Here is a 23,870-nt window from a genome sequence, read left to right as displayed (position 1 = left end):
TGCTGTCTTTGGTAGTGCAGGTTGACCTGATACTCAGGTCGCTGAACGGTCCATCTCGACACACAGACTAACAGCCCAGCGAACAGAAGTTCGAGGGCAGGTGCGTCGTCGTCGGAGGTGTTCACAACAGTTGGGCATCTAAATGACCAAGCCTTAAAAAAGTAAATACGATTTGTATATCTTCGATATCACGATTTTTTACCGTGTCAAAGCAAGAAAATATCACAGATGCTTTTTTCATAACAATCGCCAATAAAAAATCAACGATTCAGATTTGACTTATTCCCATAAAAATTTGCAATAAAGTCTATAAACACCCGGGCTTTAGGCGAGAGATTGCGATTGATCGGATAGACAACATATATTGCGTTATCTGTATCCACTTCCCAATCTGGAAATAGCTTCACCACTCGTTTTTGATTTATCGCTTCACGAGAAATGAAATCTGGCATACAGGCAAAACCAATGCCTTCTTCGACAGCAGAAAGAATAAAATCTCCATTGTTCGCCGACAGATTACTCTTCAACGATATCCTAACAGTTCCCTGTTCTCCTGTAAGTTTTAAGTCTGTAATTCTATTCAGATTTGAATAATGCAGAAAGTTATATCCGGTCAATTCTGAAGGGATTACTGACCTGTATCCTTTTTCAAAATAGGATGGGGCAGCAATAATACTCATTCCACAATCAGATATTTTCTTGGCAACCAGCCTTGAGTCCATCATCCGCCCGATACGAATGCCAACATCAAAACCATCTTCGACCAGATCAACCATTTGATCATTAAGAACCAGATCTATCTCTATCTCGGGGTAGTTCTTTCTAAAGTCAGCAAGCATGGGGGCCATACACTTGATCCCAAAAGACATCGGGGCATTGATTTTCAATAATCCTCTGGGTGTCGCAGATAATCGAGAAACTGCATACTCTGCCTGTTCGGCGACATCCATAACGGCTTGACACTTTTCAAAAAACAACCTGCCAGCTTCTGTCAGAGAGAGACGCCTTGTTGTACGGTTTAATAATCGGATTCCCAAGCGATCTTCAAGGCGGCTCACCTGTTTAGATACTGCAGACTTACTAATGCCCAATGCCTGGGCTGCAGCTGTAAAGCTTTCATGTTGAACAACCGAAGCAAAAACCGCCATTTCATTCAAATTCATCTCTTGCCCTTACCAGAAACTGTTTCCAAAAAGAAACAATGTTGTTCTTAATTCAGCCATTATAAAACAAAAGTGATATAACTATCTATAGCTTAATAGTCATTTTTAAGTGTATTGGAGACCCCGATGATTGACATCAGACCATTTGATAGTTTGGGCCGATTTCAGAATGAATGGTTAAACGCCCATTATCATTTCAGCTTTGCAAACTACATGCATCCCGAGAGAACAGGCATTGGCCCCCTATTGGTTTGGAATGATGATGAAATCCAACCCGGTGGCGGTTTTCCAATGCATGGACACCGGAACATGGAAATCATCACCTATGTACGATATGGTGCTATTTCTCATGAAGATCACCTGTCAAACAAAGGGCAAACACCCGCAGGCGATATTCAGGTAATGACGGCTGGCAAAGGCATCATTCACAGCGAATATAACAATGAAGCTGAAATAACCGGACTTTATCAAATCTGGATTCAACCTTCAGAAACCTACCTTAAGCCTCATTGGGATCAAAAAACCTTTTCCCAAGCTGATTACGCGAGTGGTTTTCTACCGCTGGCGTCCGGAGAGAAAAAATATCCCAATGCGTTACCTATAAATCAAAACGCTACTCTTTACGGGACGCACCTGAAAGAAAATGAAGAGATAAACCAACCCATAAAGAAAGACCGGCTAGGATACCTTGTGGTTTCAAAAGGTTCGATCAAACTCAATGATCAGCGACTAAATGAGCGAGACGGCGCAATGATCGCGAACGAAGAAAACTTAAACATCAAAGCCCTCGGGAACGCAGAGTTAATTTTTGCGGACCTGCCAGATACGGCTCAATAAGACAGTAGCCAAAAGAAAAGGAAGAGATAAATGGGAAAACTCGTAGATGGCCTATGGCATGATGTCTGGTATGACACCAAAAGCAGCAATGGTAAATTTCAACGCAAAGATGCCCAGTTCAGAAACTGGGTGACGGCGGACGGATCCAAAGGCCCCAACGGAGAACAAGGCTATCCTGTCGAAAGCGGGCGTTATCATCTCTATGTAAATTTAGCTTGCCCTTGGGCACACCGAGCCCTGATTTTCAGAAGTCTTAAAGGTCTGGAAGGGGCTATCACAGTCTCTATCGTTCACTGGGAAATGAAAGAAAACGGCTGGGAATTCAAACCCGGAGATCTTGGCTCTACCGAAGATCATCTTTATGGGTCTGAGTATCTCTATCAAATCTACACAAAAGCTGATCCGAACTATACGGGCCGGGTTACCGTTCCTGTGTTGTGGGACAAAAAAGAGCAGACAATTATCTCAAATGAGTCTTCTGAAATCATCAGGATGTTCAATAGCTCCTTTGATGCCTTTGCGACAAATGATGTTCCTGATTTTTATCCTGAAGATATGCGTGAAGCCATCGATAGTGTGAACGAGCTCGTCTATCACAGCATTAACAATGGCGTTTACAAAAGCGGCTTTGCAACAACTCAAAAAGCCTATGAAGAAGCTTACTACGAGCTTTTCAAAGTGATGGACGATCTAGAAGAAAGACTGAATTCACAGAAATATCTGGCCGGAGACCGCTTGACGGAAGCTGACTGGCGTCTTTTCACCACCTTATTACGTTTTGACCCCGTCTATTACGGACATTTCAAATGCAACAAAAAGCGTCTTGTTGACTACCCAAATCTATGGGCTCTAACACGCGAGCTTTACCAATACGAAGGCGTCGCAGAAACCGTCAACATCCCCCACATCAAAGCCCATTATTACGGCAGTCACGGGACAATCAACCCAACAGGCGTCATACCTGTAGGACCTGATATCGACTTTAACCAGCCTCATAATAGATAGCTTAAAACAAACACCAGTGTATATCGGCTCAATCCAGAGCCGGTATACACGTCCGATTGAAACCTTTTAGCACTCTGAACTAAAAAGACGATCCTGGTTGTTTCAAGAACTCGATTTCCTCTGATGTGCTTTCTCGTCCAAGAACTTCGTTACGATGTGGAAAGCGGCCAAATCGACGAATAATGACTTCGTGCTTTTGCGCATATGTCAGCCAGTCAGGATTTTCATCCATATCCTGATAAAGCTCTAAAGACTTTTCCTGCATGGCAAGATCTTCGCTATGCTCAAAGGGTAAAAGAATAAAATTCCGCTCTCTTTGCGGGAGCTCTGTGTGCCACCCTTTATTCACGACCTTTTTAGCAATCTCCAATGCCTTTTTATCCGTCGCAAAGGTCTTGGCGTCATTCCTGAACAAATTACGCGGTGCTTGATCGAGCAGGATACAAAGAGCCAAACAGCCCTTGGCTGTATCTGCCCAATGATCAAGCTCACCTGCACTTGCCTGCTGATAGAGAGAGCCGAGTTTCTCGGCAACTTCACGATCAAATTCCGGATCTTTAAAGAACCACTTCCGATCCATACCCTCAGCTAACCAAAAATCCAGAACATCATCTATCACGGTGCATCCCCCCTCAGAAATCAGCATTACTTAGTAAAGCTCAGAACCTGTAGAAATCACGACGAAATACAGACGACCTACAGGTTCTGAGCTTTTTTATACCAATGCTTTACCCGTGCGCACCAATACTATTTGAAATACCGACAGAGATCCGACGACAAAGATCATACAGCTCTTCAATTGGTGCGAAGATATTAGCATGCTCATCGGAATAATCGCGGGTTTCATCATCGCTATAATCACTGGGCTCGCCGTACTCTTTCTCGGTAAAAACCGTTTTCCCTTCATGCACAGGGAAAGTCGCTTTCAGTTCTTCGAGTGCTGATGGAATTTCCATCGCGATAATATCTTGGATCAAATCTTCTAGCGTTAAATCATCGCGGTTGGCAAAGGCAGGAATGCGCATCGCCAACAAGAAAATTTCCTGAATGAGACACAAACGAACGACATGTAAAATGATCAGATTGATTCGCCGACGGGTATCGAAAGGGAAAACCTTCTCTTGTCCATCAGCAGCCAGCGCATCCAACCCACTGTGGAGGTGAATCGCATCTTGACGGAAAACCTGGAGCATCCTGTTCATGCCATCATAACGCTGCGTATCGCCAACAAGATTAGAAAGGCGAAGCTGATCACGGGCACGTTCCGTATGTTTTACAGCGTAGGCCTTAGCCAGCCAATATCTGGGGTTGAAAAGAGCTGCATAAGCTTCGGGTGTATTCAAGCTACTCAGACCTTTTGCATAGGACACCATATCCATAAAGCGTCGAACCCGATCTGATTCTCCATGCAATTTCACAAAGGCATCCAGATCTCTGGATATCGCCGTACCGAAACCACCCGCCGTGTTAGCCAGATACCCCAGTTGCTGGAGGATCGCATTATGCGGGATCGCCCGGATCTGTGACGGATGTCCCCGGTCAATCCCGTGGTGTTTATCGTGCTGGCGTTTACTCTTTCTGGATCCGGTCTGATACAACAGATTTGTGCTGAAAGACCCCAGAAGTGCGGCATAGTCTTTGTTCTCCAGCGTATTCTCATGAAAATCTTTCAGGGTTAAAAAGAAATCCAGTGAATAGTCTGTGTTGGTATAAAACGCATCCTTGTCATCCACAGTCGGTTTACCCAACGCGTGTTCAAGCAAGCGGGTTACCGTGGTCAGCGCAAGCTTAGGTGTTCCGAAATAGAGATACCCATCGCCACCCTGAAAGCTGACTTCCTGTTTCAAAGGAATATTATTCGCTGCAAACAATGAACGTGTCATCGGAGAAGAAACGTATTTAAGACGATCATTGAAACTCAACGGATGTGCTCCACGGCCCATTGATTCGCCATGGGTATCAAAGATAACGACCTCGACACCTTTGACGTTATAGTCCGCAAGTAACCGTGCCAGTTTCATGTGCAGACGTTCAATCGCAAGCGACGCTGAAACCTGTCCTAAATAACGCCCGGCATCAGAGAAACCGGTTTGAATGCACAAACGTCCGCGCTTTTCCACATAGGCACGGTAATGTTCGTTCTCCAAAAGCTCAGCAATAACCTCGCTGCCACGTTCCAACGCAGTTCCTGTTTCAAAGAGCGGAGAGATATCCAGCAGATCATCAACACCGAACAGCTTTGCGTAATAAAGGGCTGTCAAAATGGTAAAAGGTGTGTCGCACTCAGCTATCAAAAAGCGGATTGGGCGCGATGCATCAACATACTTGATCATCTGCGCAATCAGCATGAACATTCGTTTTGCGGTGGTATGTTCGGCAGATAACGAGCCAAAATTTATGCGAATTGGCTGCACCTCATCCAACAAGCCGGAAAGCGCGCGGAAATTCCCTCTGCGACGTCCGGGATCATCCGGCTCACCTTCCATAGCAATATTCTTGCGAATGGCGTTATGGAGTTGTGCAGAATTGAGCCTGACATGCATATGAGATGTTGCCAGCCCATAGTTTGCAATTTCAGACCTCAAAATAATCAGAGAGCGTTTCAGTTCAGTATTATCAGTTAAGTTGAGGGCGCGGTTAATTGCTTCAATCAATTCCGCAGTATGCACCAAACGTGCGCCATCGTCGGCAACAATTGAACGGGATACTTCTTTTAAGGCTTCTTCAGATGCACTGTTATCACTGAAAAATTCAGTTTCTTTTTCAGCCACGTGCAAAGCAAGAGTAACCCGACTCTTGATCAAAGCAAGCGTGGTTTCCAGTTCATCCTTTTCACCTTGATGTTCTGTAGTTATCTCGTTCAGTTTGGAAATATAATAGCCAAGTTGAACAACCTGAACCTTCATTCTGGTGTGGAGCGTATTCGCCCATGTAATATCGGTCCTACCATCAAGATCATACCCAACCCAACTTGCCACTGATAAAACGCGCGGAGAAAGTTCGGTCCATTTTTCAGGATACAGTTCTTCTGCAACGGCCAAAGCAACGTCGTATACTTCTCTTAAGGCTTGCTGTATCGAAGCGATTGCCTCCATCGCCTGTCCATGCTCAGCCAATAAATCAATGGCCTGATCAGGTTCATGAGAGTTACCAATGACAAGCTGATTAAGCGCATCAACCGCCTGAGTATCAAGCGCCTGTCCATCAGAACTTTCGTTAGCTGTAAACTGGGCCAGCGCCTGATAAAGCTCTTTAGACAAACCAAAGGTCGGGTGCGCAGTGATAACAATCCCGAATGCCTCGCGTTCGAGCTTGTCTTTAAAAGCCTCGAACGAAAGTTGCGTATTCGTATCATCAAAAGCCAAGGCCTTAAAAAGCTCTGACAGTCTGGATTTATTATCGGTGATACTCTCGACACCAACATAATCTGAAACGCGCTTTGCTCTATCTCCAAAGGCTTCGACAGATAAATATTGTACTAACTGGGAAAGTAGATCCACAGAAAGGTTGCCTGCCGCCAAACGTTCGGAAAGATCGTGTGCAAGCTCCAGAACCGGATTTCCCAGTGGATGACTGGTTGCCTGTTGACGCATGGTAATCAAGCGAGATTCCAGCTCATCGCGCAATGTACAAGCTTCTGTAAAACGCTTCTCACCTTTAACCTGAGAAAACAATACGTCCAAAGCGAGCCCTTTAGAGGCTTTAGATTTTGCCATTAATTTTGACCTTCCCATTCACGACACTACTTGGGGCACATCAGACGTAGATGGTCATTCATGCCTTCGAATTCATGGTCATTTTTTTATGTTTAGTTCCCGATTTTTCGGGTCTGTCGTGCTGGGACTTTTTATATGACCACTTTATAATTTTCTGTGCTTATAAGAGAAAGTTACAAAGCTAGCAAAGAGAATTCTTCTATCAGTTCATAATCAAATTAAATATATTCTATTTTTTTCAACTAATTAGATAGATTTTCACACATCAAAAGAAAAAGCCTTTTGAATAATAATCTACAATTCACCGTTCAATATGGTTAATTTTGGTATCGTCACAGAAAAGCCACTGGAATCACTAGAAAAAATCGTTGCATCAACATTCATAAAGGAATAAAACTAAAGCATGAGCGATTTTTTTGAAAATGACGACGAACTCGTCTTGCAACTAGGCGACCTTCTTCCTGATGACGCAGGGGAAGTGGTTCTGTTTGCACGCGATGAACCGCTCAAAATTGAATCAAACACACCCTTGATCGAAACAGGTGTTGTTGAAGATTCACATATCACAGCCTCTGGTACAGATGTTGGCGGGCTGACCTATAGTCAGTTTGCAAATGGAATGACTTTGTATCACGACAATGATCATATCTTGATCATCGCGCCGGACGTATAAAACACTCTACCTTACATTTGAACGCAACAGCCTTTAAAGCATTCCGGAATTTATTTTTTTCCTGTAAGCTAAAGTATCGTTACGCCCTGTGATTATATTCAGCCACTTTCACCTCTTTAAAAATCGATAGTGATCCAATGCTACGCTTTTTTATTTCAGCTTTGTTCCTCTTTATTACATCTCAATCCTTTGCTGAGACATCGCGCGGGTTAGAAGCTTATAATCGCGGTGACTTGGAAGCAGCCCTATCCGAACTTAGAGAACCAGCAACAAACGGAGATACAACAGCGCAGCTCTATATAGGACACATCTATCGCGAAGGGATTAAGGGGAGCTTGGATTATAAACAATCAGCTTTCTGGTATCTAAAAGCTGCAAAACAGGGGCACGTCCAAGCCCAAAGCTTTATCGGGCTATACTACACAGACGGTATTGGTGTCAGGCAGGACTTTGACTTGGCTGTTCATTGGCTAGAAAAAGCAGCAAACGCAGGTGACCCCGCAGCCCAGAATAGCTTGGCAGCAATCTTTAAAAATGGCCTTGGACGCGTCGTTGATTATGATAAAGCAGCCTATTGGTATACCAAAGCAGCAATGCAAGGGCATCCTATTGCCCAACGAAACCTGGGACGTTTCTACGAAAAGGGGCGTGGCTTTCAGGTCGATCTTATCAAAGCCTATGCTTGGTACAAAACGTCATCCCTTCAGGGAAACACCTATAGCACTCAATCTCTGCGACAAATAAGCGCGAAAATGACTTCGATAGAGGTTCTTGAAGGTGAACAACTTGCCAAGAGTTTCCCAAGAAGGTAAGGATCAAGTATGATAATGCCCTGCTCTAAGGGCTAGCTTTAAAATACTTGAGCATAACATGCCCCGGCAAGATAGACAGATAGCGAAACAGGACAAACAAAGCATTGCTATGCTTTCCATATTTGCGCTCTGTTTCAAGCTATTCCTGCCAATATTTGCAAGCCTCTTTCTTACCATTCAAGCAACGGCTTCACCCCTTAACAAGTCAAACGGCGTTCAAATCACTCTGGAAAAATCTCTGAGTTTTATTTGCACCCCGAGCGGCATAGATCAAAACCAACAAAATAATTCAGGCTCAGCAACTCTGACGGATCATTGTGATCATTGTTTGACGTGTGCTTTTTATACGCTTCAGCGTAATACTGATAAGCGAACAGCATCCCTGTTGGTGCAAAGTACCTTATCGTGGCGGGTCATAGGCTCAAATCAAGCCAAACTCCCCCTTGATGATCAGCGTCATTCATCAAGGGCGCCTCCGCGCGCATAATAAAGCCCCCAAGTAAAACAAACACCATCTATACTTTCTTTATTTTTTGGCCATTGAGGCCTAGAAAACAACATGAGGTTATCATGAAAAAATTTCTCGTCACTCTAACAGCCCTTCTTGCCCTAACACTTTCTGGCTTAGCCTCTGCAAAGGATTTTAAAGCCGGCGACATCATGGTTAAACAACCTTGGGCGCGCGCTACGCTTGGCCAAATGAAGAACGGCGCTTCATTCCTGACACTACATAATATGGGTGCCGAAGATGACAAACTAGTCGCAGCCGCGGGTTCCGCCGCTAAGCGTATTGAACTGCATTCTCACACCATGGTCGATGGCGTCATGAAAATGCGCCAGGTTGAAGGTGGTATTCCTGTTGCTGCGGGATCAATGGTTGAGCTAAAACCGGGTAGCTTTCACATCATGCTAATGGGCCTCGAGGCACCATTGAAAGAAGGCGAAATGTTCCCGTTAACGCTAACTTTCGAAAAAGCAGGTAGCGTCGATATTATGGTGCACATTGAAAAAGGTGGCGCGATGAAAATGGACGGCGAGGACAAAGATCACAGCAACCATTAAAAAGATCATTAACCTAAAATCGGGTTTAAATCATAAAAAGCCGAGCTTACCAAAAGCTCGGCTTTTTCTTTGCTTACAGTTTACCTTCTATGCACTGGTTTCTTCCATAACCAATTCAAAGTCTTTACGCCCAAGTGATTTACCATTTGCGATGATCTCGACCTGATGAAGTCCCGGATAATACCTGCGGGTGGTTATCGGTTTAATATTGTGACGTTTCCGGGCTTTGTGTTTTCCCCCAGCAGCAAGATTAAATGTTTTCCACTTAAAAACCTTGGGTGATGTTCCTCCATTGGCTTTCCGGTGGTGAACGACAAAATCAAGAATTAGCGCCTGATCCTCATTACTTTCTGAAGTCATTGTCATCTCAAACTCTACCCCCTCCCCATAGATTACGGATGGGGTCAGCACATTAAAATCAATCAATTCAACCTGCGCATCTTTATAGCCCAAGGCCTCTAGACATTTTTTATGTCCTGATTTTATAAGTGTTCGACAGGCGTGACGTATAAGTTTCTGACGTTCTTTTGACGCCCCCTTCATCCACTTCCTTGCGATTTCAGCGACTAGGTCAGGATGATCCTTTGCTATATCATTCAAGTTATTGGCAACAGAGCGACGCACATACTCTTCTGGGTCATCCCGAAGCTTTTTCAGAAGAGGAAGTAAAGGGGCAGGATTTTTGATAAAATCAGGTAATTGCATTGCCCAAGGCAATCGAGGACGAGAACCTTCCGAAGCCAATCGACGCACATGATAATTTTCGTCATCTGCCCAGTTCATGATTTCTGCCAATGTCACCACGGGGGCAGAAAGTAAAAAGTGTCGAATAGCAAACTCAGAACTCGAACGCTTGGTCATTTCCTTGAGTAATTCCATGGATAGATGAAAATGCTCTTTGCCGTAGAACGCAACATAATCACACATCGGCATAACCAACCAGCCGGACACACCTTTATCTGAAGTTCCCTGATCACTTATCGATATATTTTCATCGGGGTTCAAAATCCCCAGTAAAATGTTTGCAGCACTGGAAAAATCTTCGGGCAGATATTTATAAAGTGCCTCAGTGATCCTGCCAGATCGTTGCTTTAATTCAAGCTTACCCAGATCTTTCGTCGCAAACGCAATAAACCCTTCCCGATCAAAATCACTTTGTTGTGCCTTAAGATGCTCAGCCATCTTGGATATTGACTTCAGATTAAAAACTTCTTTAAAGGGCTCCATAATAATCCTGTTTACTTTCATGGGTTGCTTGGCATCTTCTTTTACATCCCCCCTACTGACAGCATAGTGTCAGTAGGTATTTACAGTGCACGTTCACAACAATTTGAGTACTGTTAGCTCGTCATTTCAAAGCATTCCTATAGGGTCATATAATGATATGGAAACCTTTGGATACGCCGAAACGAAATGATGCTTAAATCTCAACGAAGATGCTCATCCCTTTACATGACAGCCTTTATTCTTGCCGCAGTAATAAGCTTTTCAGCGACGGCAAACGAAGCCTTAAAACATGTCGACCACGTCATGGCCCATTGGGCGGACACGCCTCAAGAACAGGGATTACTTCCCGTCGCCATTGCGGAAGCCAAAGTCGCCAGAACTCACGCTGATTTAGCGGCATCGGATCTAACCAGTCTCAGTTCCATGCACCTACATACCCGCCATGTTTTGCACGCTTTAGACCCCGCGCAGGAAGAAAAAGGACCCGGACTTGGGTACGGCCTGATAAAAGCATCAGAAGCGTTTGCAGTACACGCTGAACTTGCTTCGGATTCAGAAGATGCCAATGATATCATTCGTGTGTCCGGAATTATGGTCGCATCCGTTGGCCGCAATACAACGCGCCGCGCTAAAGTAGCTTTTGAGCTTTCAAAGCAAATCCTTTTGAGCAAAACCATCGAAACCGCCGCCCCTAAGGTACAAAAGCTCAAGCAGCTAACCCACGCACTCTTTGCGGGGGAGGATCTGGATAAAGACGGCCGTATTGTTTGGTATCATCACGAAGGTGGATTGAAAATTGCCACCGAACATATGGAAATCATTAAGAACAGTACAACACAATAAAAAAACCAAAGCCCAAACACAATAAAAGGCCGGTATCCGATACCGGCCTTTCATATCCTAAAAGCGGTATTGCCCCTATATTTGGACAGTAGCAACGCTTTTTTTGTTCCAGAAGAAAAAAACAACAAAAACAGCTAAAACAGCGAGATGGATTTCCCATCCCAGCGGCCATAACAACCCGGCGCCAAGAGCTAAAACGACACCTCGCTCTAGCCAATTCAGTTTCTCTTCTAGATATCCCTGTAACGCCCCTGTCAAGGCATACAATCCCACTAAAGAGAACCCAAAAATCATAAGGACTTCGTGCCACTCTCCACCCAAAAACGGCGTGTAGGCAAAAAGGAGTGGAACAATATAAAGACCTTTGGCCACTTTCCAAGACTGTAACCCCGTTGCCATAGGCGGCGTCTTGGCGATTGCCGCCGCCGTAAAGGCGGTCAAGCAAACAGGGGGCGTTACATTACTATCCTGTGACAACCAGAAAATAATCATGTGAGCTGATAACAGCGCATAGATTTGAGTGTCTTTATCCAACACCATTTGTCGCAAGGTATCTGACATATCCGGGGGAACCAACGCCAGAATTCCTTTTGCGGCCTCTGTGGACATCGGTAAACCAATTTCGGCAAGACGTTCAGGAGCCGCCAGCATAAAGATGGCTTTGGCATCATCAGCCAGATTACCCGCAGCAATAGCCTCGACCAGTAAACCATCTGCAATAAGTGAATAGAGAGCCGGGGCAGAAAGCGTTCCCAACACAATATATGATGCTGTAACAGGCAAGCCCATTCCCAAAACAAGCGAAGCTAGCCCGATAAGCACCATCGCAATGATCAGGCTATCCCCCGCCCAATTGGTAATCATCAAAGAAAATGTATTCCCAATTCCGGCCGTCGCAATAACATTAACAATCAAACCGACCGTACAGAGTAAGATCCCTGTCATGACCATATTCCGTGCGCCGAGTGCCAGAGCATCGAGAATGGCACGTAGACCCATTTTATTCGGCGTCAACCACGAAGCGACAACAACCCCGATAATTGAAAAGCCAGCTGCATAGGTCGGGGTAAAGCCATAGATCAACAAACCAATCAGGACTGTTATTGGCACAAGAAATGGTAATCCACCCCTTTTGAGAACTTCAAAGGCACTTTCCGTTTCCACTTCAACAACGTGCACATTGCTGCGTTTTGCTTCCATACGCACAAAAAAAGCTACCGTTGCGAAATAGAGAATAGCCGGCAGAAAAGATACGGCGATAATCGTCGTGTAGGGAATCTGCGTATAGCTCGCCATCACAAAGGCACCTGCCCCCATAATAGGCGGCATCAATTGTCCGCCTGTTGACGCAGCAGCTTCAACTCCGCCTGCAAAACGAGCTGGAAATCCTGCCTTTTTCATCAAGGGAATGGTTATCACACCCGTCGACGCGGTATTCGCCACAGCTGAACCAGAAATAGTACCTGTAAGACCAGACGCAAACACAGCAACTAAGCCAGGACCACCAACTGTTTTTCCTGCAACGACACGTGCGAGATCAATAATAAAATCTCCAGCACCAGAACGCACAAGAAAAGCCCCGAAGAGAATAAACATAAAGACAAAGGTGGACGATATGCGAGCAATATTTCCAAACAGCCCATCATCACCATAAACACTCCTGAAAAGGATTGTCTCGTTACTTAGACCTTTAAATTTAAACACTCCATCAATTAGCGCGCCCCACCACCCGATATAAGTCAGGGCTAGTACAATAAGAATTGGAATAATCCATCCTGTCGTCCGACGGGTGAATTCAATTGCGATAATGATTAATAATGTTCCAAATACCCACTCTGGCGTTTCGAGACGAACCCCACGCTCATAGATGGCGTCTTCCATAGAGATCATGTAAAGCGCAGCAAAAGCCCCAAAAAGACCCAAGGCCACATCAAAAACAAGAAGCCCTCTGTTTTTGCCATTCCCGATCATAGGGTAGATTAAGGCACCCATAAGAACGAAACCGGCAAAGTGCAATGAGTTCTGCCAAAGTCCCGGTATCACGGCAAAGACGTTGAAGTAGATATGCATCAGAGAAATGATCACCCCAAGGCCAAAAACGACCTTTCCGATCCATCCCTCATCACCACGGACAATCGCTTCGTGTTCGCCCAATTCAACTTCTGGTGCGTTTGTTTCTTGTGACATGATTTCCCCGAAAGAAAAGCGTAGTAATAAGACGGGCGCTCGAAATCTCGAGCGCCCGATAAAGCTTTGAAATATTACAATTTCAGCTGATTATTTTGCAATTAGGTTTGCCGGAATATCAATGCCAATTTCTTTGTAATACTTAGCCGCACCCGGGTGCAATGGCACAGGCAAACCAGCCAGAGCTGCATCTGTGCTCATTGCTTTGGTTGCTTTGTGAATTGCGTTAAGGAAAGGAAGATTTTCATAGATCGTTTTTGTGATCTGATAAACAGCATCTTCATCTACGTCATCACGCACAGCCAGGAAGTTTGGCTGAGCAATGGTTGTAATATCTTTTGTCTGTCCAGGATAAGTACCAGCAGCAATAGTGAATGGTGTCCAAAGACCGAAACCACCATCAGCTTGTTTTGCTTGTTCGGCAGTGAAGTTCAATAGTGTGATTTTATCACCCATTGCGGCCATCGCTTTGGTTACCGCACCAGTCGGCGTACCTGATGGTGTTCCCATACCTGCAACCTGTCCGTTTTGCAGGGCATCAGCAGATGGGCCATATCCAACATGTACAAGGTTGTAATCTGCATTTGCATCAATGCCCAAGTTTTTCAGCAAAACAGTATTTGACCCAATGGTACCTGAGTTCTTTTTACCCAAGGCCATGCTCTGGCCCTTCATAGCAGAGAGATCAGCAACCGTACCTGTCTTCGCGTGTTCTGTAAGAACAGTGAACTGCTCCACATTCTGCCATAGCATTGAGACAGAACGCATTTTCGTTTGTGGACCGTCTTTCTCTACAGGACCTTTACCGTTCCAGGCATAATACCCGTATAGCCCTTGAAGAATAGCAAACTGCGCTTCGTCTTCACGGAGTAGTTTTACATTCTCGCCTGAGCCAGCAGAGTTAATTGCTGAGAGACCAATTTTCTGTTTTGGCTGTAATTTAACTTTAACAAGAGTAGAAATCGCAACACCTACAGGATAGTAAGTCCCGCCAGTACTGGCCGTTGCCATAAGATAATCGCGAGCTTCCGCGGCTTGAGCAACAGCACCAGCTGACAGTGCACTGCAAATAGTCGCAGCAGCAGCAACACCTTTAATTGCTTTCATCATTTTCATAAGAGCCTCCCTAAGACATTTATTATTTTCTATAGATTACGTGTTTAAGCATATTTGGCTCCACGTTACTCATTTCACAGGAACAAGGCCAGCCTCCATTCGGGGGTTTTTAAAACAAGCATCGTAGAGACAAAACATATCAGACTACATAAGGCAAAAATCATGCCATCAAAGCTCCCCATTAACAGCATGAAAAATAACAACATTAAAAGGTAAACAAAGATATGGAAGCAAGTTTTCGCCGACATATAAATTCAGAATAGGCAACTTTCCGCGCATAAGAACCTAAACATCCCGGTTCAAAATAGCCGTGAATTCAATCACAAATCTGGCCCCGGACTTTGTCGTGTTTTCAACGCGAATGTTTCCGCTAAAATCTTTGATAATTCCATAACTGATCGACAACCCCAGTCCGACACCTTCGCCAACCTCTTTTGTCGTAAAAAAAGGATCAAAAATTTGATCCAGATTCTTAGGATCAATTCCCGATCCACTATCTTCAACAACAACGATTGCGAACTGATCTATCCGGCGAAGACAAACGAAAATTTTCTTCTCCTTTTGTCCGCCCATGGCATCCGCGGCATTACGAAACAGGTTCACAAAAATTTGCTCCAGACGAATAAGGTCACCCTTCACGAAAACTGGCGCGCCCAAATCTTGAAAATGGAGTTCAATTTCATCCGGTTTCCATACTGTTTCCATCAGATTTATTGCATTTTTCAGGGCCTCTCTTAGATCTACAACGTCGTACTCAACAGGGGCTTTTTGCGCAAAGCTATTCAGCTCCCCCGTGATATTACTCATACGATCCGTAAGTGATGATATTTCAGTCAAAGACTCTTTCACGCTGTCCTTTTTTCCCTTGGCAAGCAACAAACGAGCACTGGCAACAAAAGTCCTTATTGCCGCCATTGGCTGATTGATTTCATGCGCTATCGCTGTGGACATTTGTCCCAAAGCTGCAAGCTTGCCCGTCTGAACCAGATCTTCCTGTGTTTTCAGCAGCTGCATTTCTGTGCGTTTTCGCTCGTCAATTTCCAGCTGTAATTTTTTGTTAATTTCCTGGAACCTTCCCGCCTGCCGCGCCCGCTGTGCTGAACGTAGTTTTTGACGCCGTTCGCGCAGGAAAAGCCCCCCAAGAAAAAACGACATCAACAAAACAGAACCGATAACCCAAGCTGTCTGTTGTTTCTCTTGAACAAGCTTCAGTGGGATTAAAAAATGCATTACCCAGCCGGGCTTCACAGAACCCCTTTCCAAAGAAAGGTATCGTTGCCCGTCAATTTCAAAAACATTTCGACTAAAAAGAGTGTGAAGTTGCAGATTAAGCGGCATCAAATCCGCACCACCAAACTGACGATTACTCCTGATTCGTGCCATAGCCGCTTCATCAATTGGTAGAACAGTCCGATAACGCCACTCATCTCGACTGGACAAAAAGATGACACCATTATTATCAGTGACAAAAACATGCTCCCCGCCATTGTGCCATTGCTCTTGCAGCGGCCTCATATCGACTTTGGCAACGATCACTCCTTTAATCCCTGCTTTATCCTGAACTGCGTGGGACATAAAGTAACCGGGAACGCCTGTCGTCGCACCAACAGCGAAAAAACCTGACTCACGACCTTCTATGGCATCCTTATAATACGGTCGAAAAGCATAATTATGCCCCACGAAAGAACGCTCTTCCAACCAGTTAGAAGCAGCAAGAGTGGTCCCCTCACTATTCAAAACATAAAGAACATCTGACTCTGCTTTTTGATTTGTGGCTCTCAACGAGCGATTGACCGAAGTTGCGACGCCTTCTTTGCCATCATCTTCACTCAGTAAGTTCTTAATTCCTTCATCTCTGGAAAGAACAAAAGGGAGATAACGATGTTTTTCCAAGGCAGACCGCAATGTGCCTTGATACAAAGACAACCTCTCTTGCCCAACCAACGATAAATCTCGTGCGGTGAGAACTCCAACCCAGTACCCAGCTCCGTACACAACGGCAATGCCTACTCCCAGCCCACTTAGCCAAAGAAAAAAGGTTTTCCATGAGATTCTAGGCATCGAAGACATCACTTTTATAAGGAATATCGCTCAACAGATCCGACACCACCGTCTTATCATTATTTTTTATGTATAAGCTGATCCAAGGAAGACAAAAATCGAGATCGATCTTGCTTCGTGAAGGCAGGCGAATAGCTTTTCACTTCTCCACTTTCACGTAAATTGGTCATTAAATCCCTGACCGCCAAGGTCATACCCATCGCATCTTCGGTGAAAATCTTACCTTTGTGATCCAAAACTTTCGCCCCTTCGGCCACACAGCGAGACGCCAGCGGAATATCAGCAGTGATGGCGATATCTCCCTGCTTTATATTCTCGGCAATCCAGATATCTGCCGCATCAGGCTCTTCGGGAACGACCACAGACGTAACCAAAGGATGCCGACCATATCTGAGCCAGGTATTACTAACCATATGAACCTTTAGGTTATGCCGTTCCGCAACTTTCACGACCTCATCCTTTACCGGACAAGCATCCCCATCTACATAAATTTCCATTCTGAACTTCCATTATAAATGTTCACCCTGATCAATGCCCCGAGATCAATGATCAACACATATAAACAGTTTTGCAGGTGTCCACTTGATCAGCTCTCTTAGTCATCATTTCTTTTTGCCGAATCCAAGTTCATTTTTCCACCAGTTCGGTAAAGCAAAGGCAGCCTTGTGAACAGCTGCATTATAGTGTTTGCCATCATGTTTTATATAAGGATCAGAATAATCAAAGCCATCCTTGGTATAAAGGAAAAAGCCGAACTCTGCGCCCGGATACATAGGAACAATTGAACGATAGACATCCAGATGAGGGAAAAAACGACCACTACGCATAATCTCTAACAGACTGTGATCTTCTTCACTGGAAGCTTCCTGCAAGAACCTGATCCGGTCTTTACCAATAAAAATACTATCCGAATCAATGCAGACACCATCGTCTTTTAGAATAGCGACCAGATTATCTAAAAATTCTTCGGTAAATAAACTAGCCGATGGTCCCACTGGTTCAGTGATATCCATAAAGATAAGGTCAAACTGTTCTTTTCTATCTAATGCTTCGATGACGTAACGCGCCGCATCATCGCAAATCAGCTCAACCCGTGGATCATCATAGTCTCCGTTTATCGCGAGATATTCATTGCTAAGCTCAATAACACGTCGATCAATCTCTGCCATAACAACCTTTTCAATGTTGTTATGAACCAAAAGCTCTCTGAGAAGGCCGCCATCACCGCCGCCTACGATCAACGCACGCAAGTTCTCTCGCTTGCGGCCAAGGACAGGAACATGAACAGCCATTTCATGATAGATAAATTCATCTGCTTCCGATGCTTGAATCAGATCATCCAAAACAAGAATTCGACCAAAATCCTTGTGGTCGTAAATTTCAATCTTTTGGAACTGGCTCTGCTCACTGTGCAGAAGCTCCATTTTCATGGCATGTGTAAAGCCAATTGCGCCCGGGTCTTCATGCCACCAGGTACTGAAATCAATTTTATCTGCCAATGATCTGTCCTATTCATAAAAATGTATCAGCGATGTATAGTAAAGCATGCCGTGCCGTACAATCATAGAGTCCATCCCTCCCCAGAAAGATATCAAAAAGTAGACACGCGTAGAAATCTATTAATTTTCACGAACCATGTAGAAAAGAACTCAACCAAAGCGGCCCCATCATTATAAGGCAAATGGCCCTACGAATCAGACCCATTTTATGACTAACTACCCGTGAACTCACGATACGGATAGATAAAAATGTGTAAGAATTCTCTTGGCCAGCCAATTGGCCCAATCGTACCCAATTGGGCAGAGCCTCGCCATCCAGACGTTAAAACGCTCGATGGCCAATATTGCAAATTGGAAAAATTAAACGCGCAAGACCACGCTAAAAATCTTTTCGTCGCGAATTCACGAAGCAAAGGAGGAGAGATATGGACATACCTTCCCTATGGACCTTTTGCCCAGATTGAGAGTTATCAAGAATGGGTCGAAGAAATGTCTGAAAAGACTGATCCTCTTTTTTATGCTGTCATCGACAAAAAAACACAAAAGGCACTAGGTGTTGCAAGCTATCTACGTATCACACCAGCAGCAGGCTCAATAGAAGTCGGCCATATAAACTTTTCACCAGCCTTACAAAGAACTGTTATGGCAACAGAAGCCATGTATTTGATGATGCGCCATGTTTTTGTCGACCTTGGTTATCGACGATACGAATGGAAATGCAATGCATTAAACGAAGGTTCAAAATCGGCCGCAAAACGCCTGGGCTTTTCTTACGAAGGGACCTTTAGACAAGCTGGTATCGTAAAGGGAAGGAACAGAGATACGGCTTGGTTCTCAATCCTTGATACTGAATGGCCTGTCATGGAACTGGCGTTTTCCCGCTGGCTCAATGAAGGCAACTTCACCTCTGACGGAAGCCAGATAACAAGCCTGTCAGATTTCACCCAGAAAATAAGGCACGAACTGACTGCCTGATCGACCGGGGAAGCATTCAAACCAGGTAGAGATAACATTCAGGGCTTTTTTGTTTAAAGCCTCTTCAGGAACGGAAGCTGAATTTGATGGATGGCCTGCAACGATAACCATGACGGTTTTTTCACGCTTGGGACGCCCTAACAAATCTCTTAAGAACCTCATTGAGCTTAGCGTATGGGTCAGTGTTGCAAGACCAGCATTATGCAATGCTGTAATCAAAATGCCATGGCTGCCTATTTGCTCCAGAAGGTGCCAGCCCTGCCGTGCGTACGGCATTTTCTATAATAGCCCGATCAACTGGTGCCGCAGAAAAGTCGCGAATTGTTCGGCGCTTCTGCATCAAACAATGGAAATCATGTGAACGTCGGCGTCTTTCATCCTCTGTGTAATCAGGCAACCCTTCAAAAGGTACGACTCGAAATTCTGCTGACAAGACCAACTATCCCTGTTCTTATTTTTTAAAAACTAAAAACGATTCCGATTAGCACTATTTTCTAAGAAGTGTTTTAGAGCGTTTCTTTGGAAATATAATTTTAGAAAAGGCTAACACAGTTAGGGAAAAGAGACAGACTCAACATAAATTCCAATGAAGTCATGCCATTCTTAATTTACAGGATAAAACGAAAAAGGCCCCAAGATATAATCTCGGGGCCTTTTTCATTGGCTGGGACGGCAGGATTCGAACCTGCGAATGCCGCTACCAAAAAGCGGTGCCTTACCACTTGGCGACGTCCCATCAGATGTGGGAGAGAAAATAGCGTTACTTCCGAGGAAGTCAATGGCTTAAAAGCAATTTTTATCACATTTTTTTAATTATTTTTTTAATATTCTTCAAGGATATTTACCTCTTTTAAACCTGAATGCTTTACCCCTAACCCAGATATTGATTATCCTTGTGTAAATAATGAGTGGTAATCAAAAGAAATCCGCCAATTAAGGCATCCACCCGGGGCAATTCTTGCTCTAAAACACCGAATATAGAAACACAGGGAACTGGAATTGATGAGCGACGATAAGCTCAAGTCTGAAGACGAAAAGCCAACCAGCCGCAAATCCCGCCAGCCGACGACGCGCAAAACTGCTGCAAAAAAGTCTTCTGCCAAGGCAAAACCTGAAGAAAAGAGTACTTCAACGACATCTAAAAAGACTGTTGCGAAAAAAACAACAACCAAAAAAGCTATGAGTAAAAGCAGCGTTTCCTCTGATATATCATCATCAGAGAAAACCGAAAGCAGTCCCCAAAAGACAAGGCCAGTTGCAAAAGCAATTACAGCAACATCAAAAAGAGTCACGGACAAAAACAAGTCTGAACCGGTAGGCGAAGGTGGTAATAAGCCCGCTCCAAAGACACTGGGTACGACACCCAATCCATCTGAAAAGCCTCAGGGGAAGAGTACAGACAAAAATGTCGAGGCGGCAAAGCCAAAGAAAGACTCTGCGGAAGTAAAAGGCAAAACTAAATCACTCTCTGCGGAATCCAAAGATGCGATTGCACGCCCCAAAAAAGGGTACTCTTTGGCCAAAATGATTACCGTCGCCGCGGTGCTCTTTCTCGGGGTACTTGCTGTTTTTCTGATTGGCAATGACTCGATTATGCCTGTCGCGGATACCAGCTCTCAGGCGACAGCGACTCAGGCCACGGATGAACCTAATCCAAATGCCAGCTCGCCCTATGGGATGCGGGTCGAACAGCTAAAAGAAATTGAAGGACTACTCGCAAGCTTGAATTTTGATCCCGGCAGGATCGACGGCAATATTGATCACGAGGCAGTCGCCGCAATCAGCCTGTTTCAAGAAATTTCCGGGTTACAAGTAGATGGAAAGCCAACACAGGAGCTCTTAGCCGAACTCAAAGCTGTCGACAAAATGCTAAGTAATAATTAAGGCTAATCGTTAAGCGTAATAGCGGTGGCTCTCTTCCAACAACGAGCGCCGCTTTCTTATAATCGGCGCCCTTAGCACAGAATTACGGACTGAACCCACCATTCCTTGTGGGTTCGTCCGATTTCAATAGCTGCATTTTCGGCAGTATCCCGATTGTCATAAAGTCCATAACACGTTGCACCACTGCCGGACATACTCGCAAATAAACAGCCTGTTCGATTTTTTAACGCCCTGATGCTCTCTATAATTACGGGCTCCAGTTGCATGGCAGGTTTGGCCAAATCATTGCCACTATCATTCAGGTACCCAAGCAAATCTGACATGCTGCATTCTGGTCCCGGCCCAGGTAAAGCTTGAGAGAACTGACCGTTCAGTGTCCGGAAAATGCGTGGGGTAGATACCGGGCATCCTGGGTTTATAAGAACACAGTAAAGATCAGGTAGCTGAGGTCCTGGCTTTACAAGTTCACCAACGCCTTCCATCCAAGAGCACGTTCCCTGAAGACAAACAGGAACATCAGCTCCCACTTGCAAAGCAAAATCATGCAAACCAGTAATATGATCAGGCTCTATTCTCCATAAGCGCATAAGCCCTCTAAGTGTCGCCGCTGCATCTGCAGAGCCCCCGCCGATACCGGATGCAACAGGAAGATTTTTCTCAAGCGTAACGGTTGCAGCCTTATCAACACCCAAAAGCTTCTGCAGCTTTCGACCTGTTTTGAGCACAAGATTATCTTCCGGATTATCAGCACCCCCAACCAAGTAATCACCAAAAGGCCCTGTGACCTTAAGAGAAAAATCAGACGCGGGTTCGAAAAGCAGCCGATCACCAACACTGGCGAATACCACCAAACTTTTTAGAAGATGATACCCATCATTTCGTTGCCCTATTACCTGCAAAGACAGGTTTATCTTTGCAGGGGCGAATTCGGTAATATGCTCCATTGAAACTGATCTATCCAATTAACTTTCAGATCTATCAGCAACGATGCCTTTATCAATCTTGGTTCGAATCAATTCGACCTGTTCTTCTTCTGGCTCAAAACTAAGAGCACGCCGCCATTGGAACCGTGCCTCATGTTTGCGTCCAACCTGCCAATACGCATCCCCTAGATGGTCATTTATCACAGGATCTTCAGCTTTAAGCTCAATCGCTCTTTCAAGGTATTTTACGGCCTCTTCAAACTTACCAAGGCGATAATAAACCCACCCCAGACTATCGACCACATATCCGTCATCAGGGCGAAGTTCTACCGCCTTGATCAGCATTTTTTCGGCCTGTTCTAGGTTTTTTTCCAGCTCAACCCAAGAATAGGCAAGATAATTCAACACATGAGGTTGATCAGGAGACAATTCCAAAGCTTTCAAGAAATCGGCCTCTGCTTTTGGCCATTTTTTCTGGCGTTCAAAGGCGATCCCGCGATAATAAAACAAAGCCCAGTAACGGCTGTTGTTTTCATCGATCCGTTTGATCGCTTCACCATAGGCATCAGCGGCTTCGTCAAAACGTTCCGAACCACGCAACATATCCCCTTTGCGCAAATGGGTCTCAAAGCGTTCAGGCCGCAGCTCTTCTAGTTGAGCCAAAGTCTCCAACATTTCGTTTTCGAGGCCCTGAGCGTCAAGTTCATCCGCAATTCTGAGGCCAATCGTCCATGCATAGGGAGAATCCAGCGGTATCGTTTTATAAAGCTCGATCGCGGCACGACTACGCCCCTGAGTTTGCATAATCTCGCCCACAAGGATTTTTGCTTCTTCATAATCAGGGCGTAGCTTCAAAGCCTGATTGGCATAAACCAGCCCGGTATCATAAGCCTTTTCCTGTGCATGCAAGCTGGCAAATCCAAAAAGAATTTCTGCAAAGGCATCTCCAGGCTTAGAAATAACCCGTTGTAAACCTTTGTCAGAATCTAAACGCGACAATGCATGATTGGCAATCGCATTTTCTGGGTCCTGCTCCAGATACGTTGTAATTAACCCACGAGCAGCTTCTTTATCACCTTGGCGACTTAAGAAGTCAGCGACAATATTAACTTGCCTAAGTGTCGGCTGTTCCGAAGCACCAAGCAAAGACATGTAATCTTTACGCGCATCTTCCGGGCGCCCACCCAAATCTTTTAAAAGTGCGATCTGAATTCCATAAAGCGACTCAAATCCTTCTTTCTTTGAAAGAGGTTCCAGATTTTCCAATGCTTTATCCAGATCGTTCTGAGCAAGATCAGTCCAGGCAGAGAACATTGGCTCTAGAATTGTGTTAACACCGACATCGGGCGTTGCTTCGATTCTTTCGCGAACCTCGTCCCAATCTTTTCGTTCAACGGCATCAATGACAAGAACAAGGTGCGCAATAGACTGTTCCGGAGAAATATCAAGCAGACGCTTTGCCAATGCCAGCGCCTCATCATCTCGCCCGGTACTCGCCGTTAGCAAAAAAGAACGCGCAAGAAGCCGAGGGTCTTCCGGCGAAGCTTCTAAAGCATGAAGCATCAGTTCGGTTGCAATCTCATAATCACGATTATGCCCGGCAACCAACCCGGCAAGATAAGACCCCGACGCAGAATTACTTGTCCGGACAAAAGGGGATTCAGTACCGAGATCAGCTGAACTTTGCTTACCATCAGAATCACTTTGAGCTGCTGTACACGCGCCTAGAATGAGCGCTGTTCCCGCAGAAAAAATAAAGCGTTGTAAATATTGTTTTACGAACATAGAGCCGTGGCGAGGCAAATCATCCTCCTCTTCACCAGACAAGAAATGCCAGCAGTCTAACTCTCTAAATGCTTAACGCCAAGTATCTGCTGCACAATATAA

At 44.9% G+C, this 23,870-nt stretch carries 22 protein-coding genes and 1 tRNA gene; 9 read left to right on the top strand and 14 right to left on the bottom strand.

Features of this window, described 5'->3' with window-relative positions; genetic code table 11:
* Window positions 1-260 precede the first annotated feature (260 nt).
* On the bottom strand, window positions 261-1,163 hold the full coding sequence (locus ACN0W5_RS03550; RefSeq protein WP_417452852.1) for a LysR family transcriptional regulator: 903 nt from the start codon (window positions 1,161-1,163) through the stop codon (window positions 261-263).
* Between the two features lie 126 nt (window positions 1,164-1,289).
* On the opposite strand from ACN0W5_RS03550, the gene ACN0W5_RS03545 reads away from it, so the two are divergent.
* Window positions 1,290-2,000 (top strand): pirin family protein, encoded by a 711-nt coding sequence (locus ACN0W5_RS03545; RefSeq protein WP_417452851.1) that lies wholly within the window; start codon window positions 1,290-1,292, stop codon window positions 1,998-2,000.
* A gap of 30 nt (window positions 2,001-2,030) precedes the next feature.
* Window positions 2,031-3,005: a glutathione S-transferase family protein gene (locus ACN0W5_RS03540; RefSeq protein WP_417452850.1), complete on the top strand. Its 975-nt coding sequence runs from the start codon at window positions 2,031-2,033 to the stop codon at window positions 3,003-3,005.
* A gap of 79 nt (window positions 3,006-3,084) precedes the next feature.
* Here ACN0W5_RS03540 and ACN0W5_RS03535 read toward each other — a convergent pair whose 3' ends face one another.
* Together ACN0W5_RS03535 and ACN0W5_RS03530 are read right to left on the bottom strand one after the other, a co-directional pair.
* Entirely contained in the window at window positions 3,085-3,624 is a 540-nt protein-coding gene (locus ACN0W5_RS03535; protein ID WP_417452849.1) for a DUF924 family protein, read from the bottom strand.
* A gap of 109 nt (window positions 3,625-3,733) precedes the next feature.
* Window positions 3,734-6,721, bottom strand: coding sequence for a phosphoenolpyruvate carboxylase (locus ACN0W5_RS03530; RefSeq protein WP_417452848.1), 2,988 nt, complete (start codon window positions 6,719-6,721; stop codon window positions 3,734-3,736).
* A gap of 403 nt (window positions 6,722-7,124) precedes the next feature.
* On the opposite strand from ACN0W5_RS03530, the gene ACN0W5_RS03525 reads away from it, so the two are divergent.
* From ACN0W5_RS03525 to ACN0W5_RS03510, 4 genes are all read left to right on the top strand, one after another.
* Window positions 7,125-7,394: a hypothetical protein gene (locus ACN0W5_RS03525; RefSeq protein WP_417452847.1), complete on the top strand. Its 270-nt coding sequence runs from the start codon at window positions 7,125-7,127 to the stop codon at window positions 7,392-7,394.
* Window positions 7,395-7,531: 137 nt separating this feature from the next.
* The gene (locus ACN0W5_RS03520) at window positions 7,532-8,206 is read left to right on the top strand and encodes a tetratricopeptide repeat protein (protein WP_417452846.1); all 675 of its coding nucleotides are present in this window, start codon (window positions 7,532-7,534) and stop codon (window positions 8,204-8,206) included.
* A gap of 58 nt (window positions 8,207-8,264) precedes the next feature.
* Entirely contained in the window at window positions 8,265-8,693 is a 429-nt protein-coding gene (locus tag ACN0W5_RS03515; protein ID WP_417452845.1) for a hypothetical protein, read from the top strand.
* An 83-nt stretch (window positions 8,694-8,776) separates the two neighbouring features.
* Window positions 8,777-9,268: a copper chaperone PCu(A)C gene (locus ACN0W5_RS03510; RefSeq protein WP_417452844.1), complete on the top strand. Its 492-nt coding sequence runs from the start codon at window positions 8,777-8,779 to the stop codon at window positions 9,266-9,268.
* An 87-nt stretch (window positions 9,269-9,355) separates the two neighbouring features.
* Here the strand turns inward: ACN0W5_RS03510 and ACN0W5_RS03505 are convergent, their stop codons facing one another.
* Window positions 9,356-10,495: a DNA alkylation repair protein gene (locus ACN0W5_RS03505; protein WP_417452843.1), complete on the bottom strand. Its 1,140-nt coding sequence runs from the start codon at window positions 10,493-10,495 to the stop codon at window positions 9,356-9,358.
* A gap of 225 nt (window positions 10,496-10,720) precedes the next feature.
* Here ACN0W5_RS03505 and ACN0W5_RS03500 point away from each other — a divergent pair, with 225 nt between their 5' ends.
* A complete protein-coding gene (locus ACN0W5_RS03500; RefSeq protein ID WP_417452842.1) occupies window positions 10,721-11,338 on the top strand; it encodes a hypothetical protein in 618 nt (205 codons plus the stop codon).
* 75 nt (window positions 11,339-11,413) lie between these two features.
* On the opposite strand, the gene ACN0W5_RS03495 is transcribed toward ACN0W5_RS03500, so the two are convergent.
* From ACN0W5_RS03495 to ACN0W5_RS03475, 5 genes are all read right to left on the bottom strand, one after another.
* Entirely contained in the window at window positions 11,414-13,525 is a 2,112-nt protein-coding gene (locus ACN0W5_RS03495) for a TRAP transporter permease (RefSeq protein ID WP_417452841.1), read from the bottom strand.
* 90 nt (window positions 13,526-13,615) lie between these two features.
* Window positions 13,616-14,641: a TAXI family TRAP transporter solute-binding subunit gene (locus ACN0W5_RS03490; protein WP_417452840.1), complete on the bottom strand. Its 1,026-nt coding sequence runs from the start codon at window positions 14,639-14,641 to the stop codon at window positions 13,616-13,618.
* Between the two features lie 285 nt (window positions 14,642-14,926).
* Entirely contained in the window at window positions 14,927-16,702 is a 1,776-nt protein-coding gene (locus tag ACN0W5_RS03485) for a sensor histidine kinase (RefSeq protein ID WP_417452839.1), read from the bottom strand.
* 59 nt (window positions 16,703-16,761) lie between these two features.
* Window positions 16,762-17,199: a YaiI/YqxD family protein gene (locus tag ACN0W5_RS03480; RefSeq protein WP_299373758.1), complete on the bottom strand. Its 438-nt coding sequence runs from the start codon at window positions 17,197-17,199 to the stop codon at window positions 16,762-16,764.
* A gap of 105 nt (window positions 17,200-17,304) precedes the next feature.
* Entirely contained in the window at window positions 17,305-18,201 is an 897-nt protein-coding gene (locus tag ACN0W5_RS03475) for a fused MFS/spermidine synthase (protein ID WP_299373755.1), read from the bottom strand.
* 249 nt (window positions 18,202-18,450) lie between these two features.
* Here ACN0W5_RS03475 and ACN0W5_RS03470 point away from each other — a divergent pair, with 249 nt between their 5' ends.
* The gene (locus tag ACN0W5_RS03470; protein WP_417452838.1) at window positions 18,451-19,176 is read left to right on the top strand and encodes a GNAT family N-acetyltransferase; all 726 of its coding nucleotides are present in this window, start codon (window positions 18,451-18,453) and stop codon (window positions 19,174-19,176) included.
* On the opposite strand, the gene ACN0W5_RS03465 is transcribed toward ACN0W5_RS03470, so the two are convergent.
* From ACN0W5_RS03465 to ACN0W5_RS03455, 3 genes are all read right to left on the bottom strand, one after another.
* Entirely contained in the window at window positions 19,135-19,395 is a 261-nt protein-coding gene (locus ACN0W5_RS03465; RefSeq protein WP_417452837.1) for a hypothetical protein, read from the bottom strand. The genes ACN0W5_RS03470 and ACN0W5_RS03465 overlap by 42 nt on opposite strands.
* On the bottom strand, window positions 19,376-19,516 hold the full coding sequence (locus ACN0W5_RS03460; protein WP_417453118.1) for a nitroreductase family protein: 141 nt from the start codon (window positions 19,514-19,516) through the stop codon (window positions 19,376-19,378). The genes ACN0W5_RS03465 and ACN0W5_RS03460 overlap by 20 nt, the downstream gene beginning before the upstream one ends.
* Window positions 19,517-19,837: 321 nt before the next feature.
* Window positions 19,838-19,912 (bottom strand) — tRNA-Gln (locus tag ACN0W5_RS03455).
* A gap of 266 nt (window positions 19,913-20,178) precedes the next feature.
* On the opposite strand from ACN0W5_RS03455, the gene ACN0W5_RS03450 reads away from it, so the two are divergent.
* Entirely contained in the window at window positions 20,179-21,060 is an 882-nt protein-coding gene (locus tag ACN0W5_RS03450; RefSeq protein WP_417452836.1) for a peptidoglycan-binding domain-containing protein, read from the top strand.
* Window positions 21,061-21,131: 71 nt separating this feature from the next.
* Here ACN0W5_RS03450 and ACN0W5_RS03445 read toward each other — a convergent pair whose 3' ends face one another.
* Both ACN0W5_RS03445 and ACN0W5_RS03440 read right to left on the bottom strand, forming a co-directional pair.
* Window positions 21,132-22,004 (bottom strand): 4-(cytidine 5'-diphospho)-2-C-methyl-D-erythritol kinase, encoded by an 873-nt coding sequence (locus ACN0W5_RS03445; protein ID WP_417452835.1) that lies wholly within the window; start codon window positions 22,002-22,004, stop codon window positions 21,132-21,134.
* A gap of 18 nt (window positions 22,005-22,022) precedes the next feature.
* Window positions 22,023-23,786, bottom strand: a complete 1,764-nt coding sequence (locus tag ACN0W5_RS03440; protein ID WP_417452834.1) for a tetratricopeptide repeat protein — start codon at window positions 23,784-23,786, stop codon at window positions 22,023-22,025.
* Window positions 23,787-23,870: the final 84 nt, after the last annotated feature.

The sequence above is a fragment of the Kiloniella sp. genome (assembly GCF_048270245.1).
In the GTDB taxonomy this organism is placed as follows: domain Bacteria; phylum Pseudomonadota; class Alphaproteobacteria; order Kiloniellales; family Kiloniellaceae; genus Kiloniella.
Note: the sequence above shows the minus strand (reverse complement) of the source record. Positions and strands in the feature narration are given on the sequence as shown.